This window comes from Cellulomonas aerilata (genome assembly GCF_007991755.1).
Taxonomy (GTDB): Bacteria; Actinomycetota; Actinomycetes; order Actinomycetales; family Cellulomonadaceae; genus Pengzhenrongella; species Pengzhenrongella aerilata.
Genome location: NZ_BJYY01000021.1, coordinates 174,356 through 187,396, shown reverse-complemented (window position 1 = coordinate 187,396; position 13,041 = coordinate 174,356). Strand labels below are relative to the sequence as shown.

The window sequence follows — 13,041 nt, the reverse complement described above, 5'->3', positions numbered from 1 at the left end:
GGCCTGAGAAGGTCCTGGGTGACGCGGGCAGAGTGCGCCGGTCGGACGACGCGGCGCCGTCGCCAGAACACGGAGCCACCCCGATGCGGGGTGGCTCGTTGTGCTTCCGGACACCCCCGCCCGGCGGCCGGCATCCGGGCGAGGCGTCGGCAGTCCGTGGCCCGAAGCGTCTGTGGTCGACGTCGCACCACGAGCAGGACTGATGCAGTCGCTGCAAAGTTGCAGGCGCTGTAAGGTTGTCGACGTGGTGAGGGACGTGGCGGACGGGCCACTGGGGCTGCGTGAGCGCCAGAAGCGCGCCCGCCGGGCAGCGCTCGTCGATGCGGCGCACCTGCTCGTCGCGCGGGACGGGCTCGACGCGGTCACGGTCGAGGCGATCTGCGCCGAGGCCGGGGTGTCCCCCCGCACCTTCTTCAACTACTTCGAGTCCAAGGACGACGCCGTCCTCGGCATGGAGCCCCTGGCACTCGATCCTGATCTGGCCGAGACCTTCGCGGCCGGCGGCCCGACCGGCGACCTCGCCTCGGACCTCGAGGCGCTGGCCCGGTCGGTGCTCGTGGTGCCCGTCATGACCCGCGACCGGCTGGCGGCGGCAGCCGAGCTGGCACGGCGCGACCCACGCCTCAGTGCCCGGCTGCTCGCCTGGATGGAGCGGTACCGGGTGCAGGTCGATGCGCTGCTGCGGCGCCGGATCGCGGGTGACACAGGTGCTCCCGACGACACCAGCCATACGAGCGAGACCGACGCCACCGGTCGGACCCGCTTCGCCGCCTCCTCGACCACCGACGACGACGGAGGCGGGGCTGCTGCAGCAGCGGGGTCGACGACCGGCACCGAGGCAGCGCACGACGCGCTCGTGGAGATCGCCGGCATGACCCTCATGGTCCTCGTCCGCTCGGCGCTGACCCGCTGGGAGATGTCCGGGGCCCGAGGTGAGGTCGGGGACCACCTCGGGGCGGCGCGCGCCGACCTGCGGCTCCTCCTCGGCGGCACCTGACCCACGGTGGGCGCCGTCTCCGGCACGCCACCCTGACCGCCTCGCGCACCCCGGACGGCGCGACCCACCCGCACCACCCAGACCCGCACCACCCGGACCCGCACCACCCGGACCCGCACCACCCGGATCCGCACTGCTCCGCGGCCGGGACCGCACGCCTGCGGACCGAGCCGGACGAACGCCCACCAGACCGATCAACGAGGTAGAACCGCATGGCTTCCGTCGCCACCCCCGGCCCCGAGGCGTCCCCGACGTCCGGTGCTCCCGTGATCGTGCTGAACCAGCGCACGATCTGGCTGATCTTCGGCGCACTTATGGCGAGCATGTTCATGTCGTCGCTGGACCAGTCGATCCTCGGGACCGCGATGCCGACGATCGTCGGCGAGCTCGAGGGACTCGAGCACCAGGGGTGGCTGATGACCGCCTACATCCTGGCGATCGCGGTCGTCATGCCGCTGTACGGCAAGTTCGGTGACCTGTGGGGTCGCCGCTACCCGTTCCTCGTCGCGATCGGGCTGTTCACGGTCGCCTCCGTCGGGGCCGGCATGGCGCAGAGCTTCGGTGCGCTGGTCGCCTGGCGTGCGGTGCAAGGACTCGGCGGCGGTGGCCTGATGATCCTGTCCCAGGCGATCATCGCCGACATCGTGCCGGCCAAGGACCGCGGCAGGTACATGGGCCCGATGGGTGCCCTGTTCGGGATCTCCGCGGTCATCGGGCCGCTGCTCGGCGGCCTGTTCACCGACCACCTGACCTGGCGCTGGGCCTTCTGGATCAACGTCCCGATCGGGCTGGCCGCCTTCGCCACGGCGTGGGTCACCCTGCGCCTGCCCAGCCACCGGTCGGGACGGAGCATCGACGTCGCCGGGATCGTCCTGCTGGTGCTCGCGACGTCGGGCCTGATCCTCACCACGAGCTGGGACTCGTTCAGCGGCGAGGCGGGCTACGACTGGTCGGACCCGCGCCTGCTCGCCCTGGTGACCGGGACCGTGGTCGCCGCCGTCGGATTCGTCGCCGTGGAGCGCCGCGCGGAGGAGCCGCTGCTCCCGCTGCACCTGTTCCGGAACCCCACGTTCGCGATCGCGACCCTCGTCGGCCTGGTGATCGGCATGGGCATGTTCGCCGCGCTCACCTTCCTGCCGACCTTCCTGCAGATGGCGACCGGGGCCGGTGTCACCGAGTCCGGCTTCCTCATGCTCCCGATGATGGTCGGCGTCATGTCGACCGCCATCTTCTCCGGCATCGCGATCACCAAGACGGGCCGCTACCGGAGGTACCCGATCGCCGGCATGGGCATCGCGACCCTCGGGCTGATGTGGATGACCACGCTCACCGGGGACACCAGCATGGTGCTGTTCAGCGCGATGATCCTCGTCCTCGGCGCGGGCCTGGGGCTCGTGATGCAGACGATCGTCCTGGCGGTGCAGAACTCCGTCGACCCGCGCGAGCTGGGGACCGCCACGAGCGCGAACAACTTCTTCCGCGAGATCGGCGCGGCCGTGGGCGTCGCGCTGTTCAGCACCATCTTCACCGGCCGCCTCACGGACCGGCTCACCGAGGTCTTCGCGGGCGCCCCGGCGGCCACGGCGGGGGACGGCGGCGTGGACTCGCTGACGCCGGCCGCCGTGTCGGCGCTCCCCGCGCCGCTGCGGGACGGCGTCGTCGACGCCTTCGCCGACGCTCTGGCACCGGCGTTCTGGTACCTGGTGCCGCTCCTGGCGGCGGGCTTCGCGCTCACGCTGTTCCTGCGTGAGGTGGCGCTGTCTGACGTCGCCGGCATGGTGGCGCGCGGCGAGGCCGTCATGGAGGACACGTCCACCCCGACGATCGCCGGCCCCGAGCACGTGGCCGTCGGCGCGGCCGCGGCCGGCGCGCTGTCCCCGACCACGGACGGGCCGCACTCCGACGAGCCCGGTGCCGACGGCCACGCCTCCGCACGCCGGTAGCCTGGGGCGATGACCGCGTCCACCCCTGACGACGCCGCCGACGACGCGTCGCACGCCGCCGCGCACGCCGAGCGGAGCACGGCCGGCGTGCCGGCACCGGCTCGCCGTCGCTCGGCCAAGCAGCAGCTGGCCGCCACGACGCTCGTCCTCGAGGCCCTGGTGATCCTCTTCGCCACGCTGGTCGGCTACGGCCTGCGGGTCGCGCCGCCCGGAGTGCTCTGGCTCGCCGGCGGTGGGCTGGCGCTCGTCCTCATGCTGCTCTCCGGGATGCTGCGCCGGCGCGGCGGGTACGTCGCCGGGACCGTCGTGCAGGTCCCGGTGCTGGCGAGCGGGCTCGTCCTGCTCGCCGCGCCGGTGACCGGCGCCGGGTTCGGCGCGACGATCCTGTTCGTGATCGCCGCGATCTTCGTCCTCATGTGGGTCGCGTCGCTGCGGGTCGGCGGCCGGATCGACCGCGAACGCGCGGAGTGGGACGCGGCCGCCGCGGCCGGTCCCGGCGCCTGAGACCCGCCCGACGCTCGGTAGGGTCGTGCCCATGACCCAGACTGACGCCCCCACCGAACGCACCCTCGTCCTCGTCAAGCCCGACGGCGTCCGCCGCGGCCTGTCCGGGGAGATCCTGCGCCGGGTCGAGGCCAAGGGCTACACGCTCGTCGCCGTCGAGCTGCGCACCGCCGGCGACGACGTCCTCGCCGCCCACTACGCCGAGCACGAGGGCAAGCCGTTCTACGCGCCGCTGGTCGACTTCATGAAGTCCGGCGCCGTGCTCGCCGTCGTGGCCGAGGGCCACCGCGTCATCGAGGGCTTCCGCTCGCTCGCCGGGACGACCGACCCCACCACCGCCGCGCCCGGCACCATCCGCGGCGACCTCGGCCGGGACTGGGGGCTGAAGGTCCAGCAGAACCTCGTGCACGGCTCGGACTCCGCGGAGTCGGCCGCGCGCGAGATCGCGCTGTGGTTCCCCGCCCTCTGACCGACGCGACGGCGTCCGCACGCCGGTCCGTCCGGACCGGCGTGCGGAACTCCTAGGCTCTGCAGCGTGCACCTGAAGACGCTCACCCTGCGCGGGTTCAAGTCGTTCGCCTCGGCGACGACGCTGAGCTTCGAGCCCGGGGTCACCTGCGTCGTCGGGCCGAACGGCTCGGGGAAGTCCAACGTCGTCGACGCGCTCGCGTGGGTCATGGGGGAGCAGGGCGCGAAGTCCCTGCGCGGGGGCAAGATGGAGGACGTCATCTTCGCCGGCACGTCCGGGCGCGCCCCGCTGGGCCGTGCCGAGGTCGCGCTGACCATCGACAACTCCGACGGCGCCCTGCCGATCGAGTACACCGAGGTCACGATCTCCCGGACCCTGTTCCGCAACGGCGGCTCGGAGTACGCCATCAACGGCAGCTCCTGCCGGCTGCTGGACATCCAGGACCTGCTCTCCGACTCGGGCCTGGGCCGCGAGATGCACGTCATCGTCGGCCAGGGCCAGCTGGACGCCGTCCTGCGCGCGACCCCCGAGGAGCGCCGCGGCTTCATCGAGGAGGCCGCCGGCGTCCTCAAGCACCGCAAGCGCAAGGAGCGCGCGCTGCGCAAGCTCGACGGGATGCAGGCCAACCTCACGCGACTGGGCGACCTCACCTCGGAGATCCGCCGCCAGCTCGGCCCGCTCGGCAAGCAGGCCGAGGTCGCCCGCCGGGCCCAGGTCGTCCAGAGCGACCTGCGCGACGCGCGCTCCCGGCTGCTCGCGGACGACCTCGCACAGCTCACGTCGACGCTCGAGCAGGAGATGGCCGACGAGTCGCTGCTGCGGGCCGGTCGCGAGGAGGCCGAGCGGGCGCTCACCGAGGCCCGCCGCCGGCTGGCGGACCTCGAGCGGGAGGCCGCCGAGGCCGCGCCCGCGCTGTCCGAGGCGAGCGAGGTCTGGTACCGGCTCTCCTCGCTGCGCGAGCGGCTGCGCTCGACGTCGACCCTGGCCTCGGAGCGGCTGCGCCTGCTCGGGTCGTCCGCACGGGAGCCGGAGTCCGGACGCGACCCGCAGGACCTGGAGGCCCAGGCCGAGCGCGCCCGCGCCGCCGAGGCCGAGCTGACCGCCGAGGTGGACGCCGCCCGCTCCTCCCTCGCCGCCGCCGTCGCCGAGCGGGAAGGGGCCGAGGGGGCGGCCGCCACCGCGGAGCGGACGCTGGCGACCGCGCTGCGGGCCGCCGCCGACCGCCGGGAGGGCCTGGCCCGGCTCGCCGGCCAGGTCGCCGCCCGCCGCAGCCGCGTCGAGGCCACCGAGAACGAGATCGGCCGGCTGCGCGAGGCGCTGGCCGAGGCCGAGCGCCGCGGAGCGCAGGCCACCAGCGACTTCGCCGCCCTGGAGACGCAGGTCGCCGGCGTGGAGGAGGGCGAGGAGGGGCTCGACGCCGAGCACGAGGCGGCCGCCGACGCCGTCGAGCAGGCGACCGCCGCGCTCGCCGACGTCCGCGAGCGGATGCAGGTCGCCGAGCGCGACCGCGCCGCGGTCGCGTCCCGGATCGAGACCCTCGAGCTGAGCCTGGACCGCAAGGACGGCGCCGGCGCGCTGCTCGGCACGGCCGACGTCACCGGCACGCTCGGGTCCCTCGCGGCCCTGCTGAGCATCGAGGCCGGGTACGAGGACGCGATCGCCGCCGCGCTGGGTGTCGCCGCCGACGCCGTGGTCGTGGACTCCGTGGACGCCGCCGTGGACGCCCTGCGATGGCTGCGCGCGCAGGACGCGGGACGGGCGACGCTCGTCGTGGGGTCGGCGGCGGGGGGAGCCGAGGCCGGGGCGGACGGCGTCCCGGCGGGCGCCCGCCGTGCCACCGACCTGGTCCGCGGCCCCGCGCACCTGCAGGGCGCGGTGGACGCCCTGCTCGGCCACGTGCTGGTCGTCGACGACCTGGCGACCGGCCGGGCGCTGGTGGCGACCGACCCGTCCGCCACCGTCGCCACGTCGACCGGCGACCTCCTGTCGGGTCTGCGCGCGTCCGGCGGGTCGGCGACCGCGCCCAGCGTGCTGCACCTGCAGGCGGCGCTCGACGAGGCGAGGACGGCCCGGGACGACGCCGTCGCCCGGGGGGAGCGCGCCCAGTTCGAGCTGAGCGGGGCGACCGAGGCGCTCGCGGTCGCCGAGGACGCCTACGCGCGCACCCTGGACCGCCTCAACGAGTCCGACGCGGCCCTCGCGGCGGTCGCCGAGCAGCTCGGGCACCTGGGTGCGACCGCCCGGGCCGCGCGGGCCGAGGCGGAGCGCGTGCAGCGTTCCCTCACGGTGGCGACCGAGTCGCTCGCCACCGTCCAGGCCGAGCTGGCCGAGCTCACCGGGCGGCTCGCCGCCGCGGAGGCGGCGCCGGCCGAGTCCGAGGCCGCGATCGAGGACGGCACCGCCGCGCGGGACCGGCTGGCCGCGGTGGCCACGGCCGCGCGTGCCCGGGAGACCGAGGCCCGACTGGCTCTGCGCACCAGCGAGGAGCGGGCGCGGGCGCTGGCCGGCCGTGCGCAGTCCCTGCAGCGCGCCGCCCAGGCGGAGCGCGAGGCGCGGGCCCGCGCCGCGCAGCGCGAGCGGGTGCGGGTCCGGCAGGCGCAGCGGGCCGAGGCGGTCCGCGCCGGAGCCGTCCGCACGCTGGCGGTGCTCGACCGCTCGCTCCAGACCGCCGGCCTCGAGCGGGAGGCGGCGGAGGCGGCGCGCGCGGAGCGGGACGCCGCGGTCGTCGCGCTGCGTGCGGAGGTCGACTCCCTCGCGGCACGGCTGGCGGAGCTGACCGACGTCGCGCACCGCGACGAGGTGGCACGCGCGCAGCAGCTGCTGCGCCTGGAGCAGCTGCAGGCGAGGGCCGTGGACGACCTCGGCATGGACCCGGGGGTGCTCGTCGACGAGTTCGGCCCGCACCGACCGGTGCCGGTCCTGGCCCCCGCGTCGGACGACGCGCCGCGCGAGGTGCCGTACGTGCGCGCCGAGCAGGAGAAGCGTCTGCGCGCCGCCGAGCGGACGCTGGCCCAGATGGGGCGGGTGAACCCGCTGGCGCTGGAGGAGTTCGCGGCGCTGGAGGAGCGGCACAAGTTCCTCACCGACCAGCTCGCCGACCTCAAGAAGTCCCGCGCCGACCTGCTCGACATCGTCAAGGAGATCGACGCGCGGGTGGAGCAGGTGTTCGCCGACGCCTACCGGGACACCGCGGCGCAGTTCGACCGCGTCTTCCCGCGCCTGTTCCCCGGCGGCGAGGGCCGCCTGGTGCTCACCGAGCCGGACGACATGCTGACCACCGGCATCGAGGTGGAGGCCCGGCCGGCCGGCAAGAAGGTCAAGCGGCTGTCCCTGCTGTCCGGCGGCGAGCGGTCGCTGACCGCGGTCGCGCTGCTCGTGTCGATCTTCAAGGCGCGACCGAGCCCCTTCTACGTCATGGACGAGGTCGAGGCGGCGCTCGACGACGCCAACCTGGGCCGGCTGCTGGACATCTTCCGCGAGCTGCAGGAGGACAGCCAGCTCATCGTCGTCACGCACCAGAAGCGCACGATGGAGATCGCCGACGTCCTGTACGGCGTCACGATGCGCGGCGACGGCGTCACCACGGTCATCAGCCAGCGGATGCGGGACGACGTCAGCGCCTGAGCACGCGGGCGGGCGGCTCGGCGACGCGCCGTCGCGCGCGACGCGCCGTCTCCACCGGTGGGCTCCTGACGCACGTGCCCGGGCCCGTCTGGGAGGATCGGCGCATGCTCACGCTCGTCGTCTGGACGTTCCTCGCCCTCGTGGCGGCCGCCGCCGTGCTGGTCGTCGCCGGCTCGGCCGGGGGGCGCACCGGGAGCCTGCGCGGGTTCTTCCGCCACCTGGTCGCCGGGCTGCGTGCGCTCCGGACCCGCCGGACGGCGCCGGGGGACGACGCGCGCGCCGACGCCGGCGACGACTCCGACGAGCCGGTCGAGACCTCGCTCGACGAGCTGCTGGCCGCGGCCGAGGTCGACGACCCGGCCTACCTCGCCGTCGAGGACCTGACCGAGACCCTGGCCCGCGCCCGCGAGCGCGCCACCCGCGGCGTGTCGGCCCTGACCCGCCGCTGACCCGCCCGTGAGCCGGACGGTTCACGACTGACAGGATGTCGGGTGTGAACGAGACCCTCGAACTCCTCCTGGCCATCGGTCTGCCGGCGCTGGCCGTCGTGGGCACGGCGACCGGTGTGCTGGTCCGCCGTCGCGGCCGCGGCCCCGCGCAGCCGCCCGCACCCACCACCGCACGCCGCGTCCCCAGCCCGGCACCCGCACGCGACGTCGACGGCGACGCCGACGTGGTCGGCGCGGCGCCGACCGGTGTCGACGTCCTGGAGCGACCCGCCCCGACCCTCGACGTCCCCGAGCCGGTGCTGGGCCGCCTCGCACGGCTGCGCGGCCGGCTCGCCCGGTCCGGGTCCCCGCTGGGGGCACGCCTGCTCGCCGTCCTGTCCCGCGACCACCTCACCGAGGACGACTGGGACGAGCTCGAGGAGACGCTGCTGCTGGCCGACGTCGGTGCCGGACCCACCGGCGAGCTCATCGACGCGCTGCGCTCGCGCGTCCGGGTCGAGGGCGTCAAGGACCCGGCGGTCGTGCGCGCCATCCTGCGCGACCAGCTGATCGAGCTCGTCGACCCGTCCCTGGACCGCTCGCTCAACACGGTGCCGGGCCTGACCGACGACGGGTCCCGGCAGGTCCCGGCCGTCGTGCTGGTCGTGGGCGTCAACGGCACCGGCAAGACCACCACGGTGGGCAAGCTGGCGCGCGTGCTGGTGGCCGAGGGCAGCACGGTCGTGCTCGGCGCGGCCGACACGTTCCGCGCGGCGGCGGCGGACCAGCTGACCACCTGGGGCTCGCGCGTGGGCGTCCACACGGTCCGCTCGGACCGGGACGGCGCCGACCCGGCCGCCGTCGCCTTCGACGCCGTGCGTCACGGCCGCGAGACCGGCGCGGACGTCGTCCTGGTGGACACCGCGGGGCGGCTGCAGAACAAGGCCGGCCTCATGGACGAGCTGGGCAAGATCCGGCGCGTCATCACCAAGGAGGCGCCGCTGACCGAGGTGCTGCTCGTCCTGGACGCGACCACCGGGCAGAACGGGCTGAACCAGGCGCGCGTGTTCGCCGAGGTCGCCGGCGTCACCGGGATCGTGCTGACCAAGCTCGACGGCACCGCCAAGGGCGGCATCGTCGTGGCGGTCCAGCGCGAGCTCGGCGTGCCGGTCAAGCTCGTCGGGCTCGGGGAGGGCGCCGACGACCTGGCGCCGTTCGAGCCGGAGGACTTCGTCGACGGGCTGCTCGGCGTCGCCTGACGCGTCCCGGGACCCGCTCATGCCCGCCGCGCCAGCGGGGAAACACGATCTTTACGCGCGCGCGGCGACTGTCACCTGCCGGTAACACGCCAGGTGCGCCGCCGAAATCGCCGTCCCGGAGGGTGGAGCCCGGATCCAGCCGACCGGCTGGCGATTTCGGAGAGGCGATCTCGATGGAACTGGACACCGGAAACACAGCGTGGATGTTGATGTCCTCCTCGCTCGTGCTCCTGATGACGCCGGGTCTGGCGTTCTTCTACGGCGGCATGGTGCGCGGCAAGTCGGTCCTGAACATGATGATGATGAGCTTCGGCGCGATGGGCGTCGTGGCTCTCATCTGGGTGCTGTGGGGCTACTCGGGCACCTTCGGCGGTGACATCGGCGGCTTCGTCGGCAACCCGCTGGAGTACTTCGGCCTGTCGAGCCTGACCGACGACGAGAGCCTGATGGCCGCGTCCGGCGTGCCGGCGCTGGTCGCCGTCGGCTACCAGGCGACGTTCGCGATCATCACGGTCGCCCTGATCAGCGGCGCCATCGCGGACCGCACGAAGTTCGGCTCCTGGCTCGTCTTCACGGCGCTGTGGGTCACCTTCTGCTACGTGCCGATCGCGCACATGGTGTGGGGCGGCGGGCTGCTCGGCGCCGACGGCATCACCAGCGGCTGGTCGACGCCGATCGACTTCGCGGGCGGGACGGTCGTGCACATCAACGCCGGCGTCGCGGGGCTGGTGCTCGCGCTGCTGCTGGGCAAGCGCCGCGGGTTCGGCCGTGAGCCGATGCGCCCGCACAACCTGCCGTTCGTCATGCTCGGCGCGGCCCTGCTGTGGTTCGGCTGGTTCGGCTTCAACGCCGGCTCGGAGTTCGCCGCCGACGACGTCTCGGGTCGGGCGTGGCTGAACACCCTGGTCGCGACGTCCGCCGCCATGCTCGCCTGGCTCCTGACGGAGAAGTTCCGGGACGGCCACGCCACCTCCCTCGGTGCCGCGTCCGGCGTCGTCGCCGGCCTGGTCGCGATCACCCCGGCCGCGGCCGCGGTGGACACCTTCGGTGCCATCGCCATCGGCGTCGTGGCGGGCGTGCTGTGCGCGCTGGCCGTCGGCCTGAAGTACCGGTTCGGCTACGACGACTCCCTCGACGTCGTCGGCGTCCACCTCGTCGGCGGTCTGGTCGGCACGGTGCTGATCGGCTTCTTCGCGACCGACACCAACAACGCCTGGTACCCGGAAGGCGCGCAGAACGGCCTGTTCTACGGCGGCGGCGTGACCCAGCTGGGCACGCAGGTCGTCGTCGCGCTGGTCGCGGTCGTGATCTCCGCCGCGGTGACGTTCGCCATCGGCGCGATCCTGCGGGCCACGATCGGGCTGCGCGTCAGCGACGAGGTCGAGGTCGCCGGCGTGGACCAGGCGGTGCACGGCGAGACGGCGTACGAGACGCTGGGCGGCGCCCGCCGGCTGGGCGGCGGGGACACGGGTGGCCGCGCGGCCGAGCCCGCATACGAGACCCTGGGCGACACCCGGGTGACGACGGAGGCGAAGTGATGACGAAGCTCGTGACGGGGATCATCCAGCCCCACCGACTGGACGACGTGAAGGCCGCCCTCGAGGCCGCCGGCGTGCGGGGCATGACGGTGAGCGAGGCCAGCGGCTACGGCCGCCAGCGCGGTCACACCGAGGTCTACCGCGGTGCGGAGTACACGGTGGACCTGGTGCCCAAGGTGCGGGTGGAGGTGCTCGTCGAGGACGAGGACGCGACCCTGATCACCAAGGTGCTGATCAAGGCCGCGCAGACCGGCAAGATCGGCGACGGCAAGGTGTGGGTCGTCCCCGTGGAGGACGTCGCCCGCGTCCGCACCGGCGAGCACGGCACGGACGCCCTGTAGCGATGACCGCGACCCCGATGCCCGCGCACGGCCCCGGGGGCGCGTCCGACGACGACCTGGAGGTCCCGCGCCCCCCGTCCGGGGTGCGGGGCCTCAAGGCCGAGCGGCTCGACCTCGCCACGCGGCTGAGCCGGACGTCCACCCCGGGCCCGCAGCGCCGGACGGCGGTGACCGAGCTCGTCTCGGCCCGGCTGGCCGAGCTGTGGGACCAGGCGACCGCGGACTTGCCGCACACCGACGGCGTCGCCCTCGGCGCGGTGGGCAGCATCGGGCGACGGGACGCCAGCCCCTGCAGCGACCTGGACCTGCTGCTCGTCCACGACGGACGGGGGCGCAGCGCCGAGGACCTGACCCGGCTGGCCGAGCGGCTCTGGTACCCCATCTGGGACGCCGGGCTGGACCTCGACCACTCCGTGCGGTCCCTGGCGCAGTGCCGCCAGGTCGCGTCCAAGGACCTGCCCGCCGCCGTCGGCCTGCTGGACCTGCGGCCGGTCGCCGGGGACGCGCTCGTCGTCCACCGCGCGACGTCGGCCCTGCTCACCGACTGGCGCGCCGCCGCCCGGCGCCGCCTGCCCGAGCTGCTGAGCACCACCAAGCAGCGCGCGGAGCGTCACGGCGAGCTCGCGTACCTGCTCGAGCCGGACCTAAAGGAGGCCCGCGGCGGCATCCGCGACGCCGTCGTGCTGACCGCGCTCGCCGCCACCTGGCTCACCGACCGGCCCCACGGCTCGGTCGACCACGCCTACGAGCACCTGCTGGACGTGCGCGACGCCCTGCAGGTGGTGACCCGGCGGCACACCAACAGGCTGCTGCTGGCCGACCAGGACGAGGTCGCCGAGCTGCTCGGCCTGGGTGACGCGGACGACCTGCTCGCCAGCGTCGCCGAGGCCGGCCGGGTGATCTCCTACGCGCTGGACACCACCGTCCGCAACGCGCGCCAGGCCCTGCAGCGGCCGCTGGTCACCCGCCGTCCGGTGCTGGTCCGTGGCCGACGGGGCGCCCCGCGGCTGCGGTCGGTGGGGGAGGGGCTGGTGGAGCACGACGGCGAGCTGCTGCTGGCCGTCGACGCGCAGCCGGCGTCGGACCCGCTGCTGTCACTGCGCGCCGCGGCGACGTCCGCCCGCACCGGGCTGACGCTGTCCCCGGTCACCGTGGCGAGCCTGACCCAGACGCCGTCGTTGCCGGAGCCGTGGCCGCCACCTGCACGGGAGGCGTTCGGCCAGCTGCTCGCGTCCGGGCGTGCGCAGGTGCCGGTGTGGGAGGCCCTGGACCTGGCCGGCGTCGTGACGACCTGGATCCCGGAGTGGGCCGGGGTGCGCAACCGGCCGCAGCGCGCGGCGATCCACCGGCACACGGTGGACCGTCACCTCGTCGAGACCGTCGCGATCGCGGGGCGGATGCGGCGTGACGTGCGCCGCCCCGAGACGCTGCTGCTGACGGCCCTGCTGCACGACATCGGCAAGCGCGCCGGCGTCCGGGACCACTCCCGGGAGGGTGAGCGCCTGGTCGGGGTCATCCTCACCCGCATGGGGGTCCGGGCCCGCGACACCGCCGACGCCATGCGCCTCGTGCGCCACCACCTGACGCTGGCCGAGCTGGCGACCACCCGGGACCCGGACGACCCCGCGACGCTGCGCGAGCTGCTGGACGCCGTCGACCACCGGCCCGACGTGCTGGAGCTGCTGCGGGCCCTGACCGAGGCGGACGCGTCCGCGGCGGGTCCCACGGCGTGGACGGCCTGGCGGGCCCGGCTCGTCGACGGCCTGACGGCCCGGGCGGCGCTCGCGCTCGAGGTGGGACATGCCGAGAGGGCTGCCGAGGGGCCTGCCCAGCGGCATGCCGACGGGCAGCCGGAGCGGCGGGGGGCGTGAGCGCGGAGCCCTCCACGTCCGGCCCTCGGGGACGCAGGTAGTCTGGGGCGTCCCGTGATCGACCAGC

The 13,041-nt window shown here is 74.8% G+C and carries 10 protein-coding genes; all 10 read left to right on the top strand.

The window, feature by feature from the left end; all coding sequences use genetic code 11:
* The first annotated feature begins 244 nt into the window (after positions 1-244).
* Positions 245-997, top strand: coding sequence for a TetR/AcrR family transcriptional regulator (locus CAE01nite_RS16975; protein ID WP_246131297.1), 753 nt, complete (start codon positions 245-247; stop codon positions 995-997).
* 212 nt (positions 998-1,209) lie between these two features.
* The gene (locus CAE01nite_RS16970; RefSeq protein ID WP_146906693.1) at positions 1,210-2,940 is read left to right on the top strand and encodes an MDR family MFS transporter; all 1,731 of its coding nucleotides are present in this window, start codon (positions 1,210-1,212) and stop codon (positions 2,938-2,940) included.
* Positions 2,941-2,949: 9 nt separating this feature from the next.
* The gene (locus tag CAE01nite_RS16965; protein WP_146906692.1) at positions 2,950-3,444 is read left to right on the top strand and encodes a DUF4233 domain-containing protein; all 495 of its coding nucleotides are present in this window, start codon (positions 2,950-2,952) and stop codon (positions 3,442-3,444) included.
* Between the two features lie 31 nt (positions 3,445-3,475).
* Complete coding sequence (gene ndk, locus CAE01nite_RS16960; protein WP_146906691.1) at positions 3,476-3,913, top strand: nucleoside-diphosphate kinase; 438 nt, start codon at positions 3,476-3,478, stop codon at positions 3,911-3,913.
* 66 nt (positions 3,914-3,979) lie between these two features.
* Positions 3,980-7,537, top strand: coding sequence for a chromosome segregation protein SMC (gene smc, locus CAE01nite_RS16955; protein ID WP_146906690.1), 3,558 nt, complete (start codon positions 3,980-3,982; stop codon positions 7,535-7,537).
* 104 nt (positions 7,538-7,641) lie between these two features.
* The gene (locus tag CAE01nite_RS16950) at positions 7,642-7,986 is read left to right on the top strand and encodes a hypothetical protein (RefSeq protein ID WP_146906689.1); all 345 of its coding nucleotides are present in this window, start codon (positions 7,642-7,644) and stop codon (positions 7,984-7,986) included.
* 44 nt (positions 7,987-8,030) lie between these two features.
* Positions 8,031-9,224, top strand: coding sequence for a signal recognition particle-docking protein FtsY (ftsY, locus tag CAE01nite_RS16945; RefSeq protein ID WP_146906688.1), 1,194 nt, complete (start codon positions 8,031-8,033; stop codon positions 9,222-9,224).
* A 173-nt stretch (positions 9,225-9,397) separates the two neighbouring features.
* The gene (locus CAE01nite_RS16940; protein WP_146906687.1) at positions 9,398-10,762 is read left to right on the top strand and encodes an ammonium transporter; all 1,365 of its coding nucleotides are present in this window, start codon (positions 9,398-9,400) and stop codon (positions 10,760-10,762) included.
* A complete protein-coding gene (locus tag CAE01nite_RS16935; RefSeq protein ID WP_146906686.1) occupies positions 10,762-11,103 on the top strand; it encodes a P-II family nitrogen regulator in 342 nt (113 codons plus the stop codon). The genes CAE01nite_RS16940 and CAE01nite_RS16935 overlap by 1 nt, the downstream gene beginning before the upstream one ends.
* Positions 11,104-11,105: 2 nt before the next feature.
* Entirely contained in the window at positions 11,106-12,974 is a 1,869-nt protein-coding gene (locus CAE01nite_RS16930; protein WP_246131296.1) for a [protein-PII] uridylyltransferase, read from the top strand.
* Positions 12,975-13,041 lie beyond the last annotated feature (67 nt).

Bases quoted from the DNA above. Each gene is read 5' to 3' on its own strand.
- CAE01nite_RS16935 (WP_146906686.1), top strand. From the start codon at position 10,762: ATGACGAAGCTCGTGACGGGGATCATCCAGCCCCACCGACTGGACGAC.
- CAE01nite_RS16970 (WP_146906693.1), top strand. From the start codon at position 1,210: ATGGCTTCCGTCGCCACCCCCGGCCCCGAGGCGTCCCCGACGTCCGGT.
- CAE01nite_RS16950 (WP_146906689.1), top strand. From the start codon at position 7,642: ATGCTCACGCTCGTCGTCTGGACGTTCCTCGCCCTCGTGGCGGCCGCC.
- CAE01nite_RS16930 (WP_246131296.1), top strand. From the start codon at position 11,106: ATGACCGCGACCCCGATGCCCGCGCACGGCCCCGGGGGCGCGTCCGAC.
- CAE01nite_RS16940 (WP_146906687.1), top strand. From the start codon at position 9,398: ATGGAACTGGACACCGGAAACACAGCGTGGATGTTGATGTCCTCCTCG.
- ndk (WP_146906691.1), top strand. From the start codon at position 3,476: ATGACCCAGACTGACGCCCCCACCGAACGCACCCTCGTCCTCGTCAAG.
- CAE01nite_RS16965 (WP_146906692.1), top strand. From the start codon at position 2,950: ATGACCGCGTCCACCCCTGACGACGCCGCCGACGACGCGTCGCACGCC.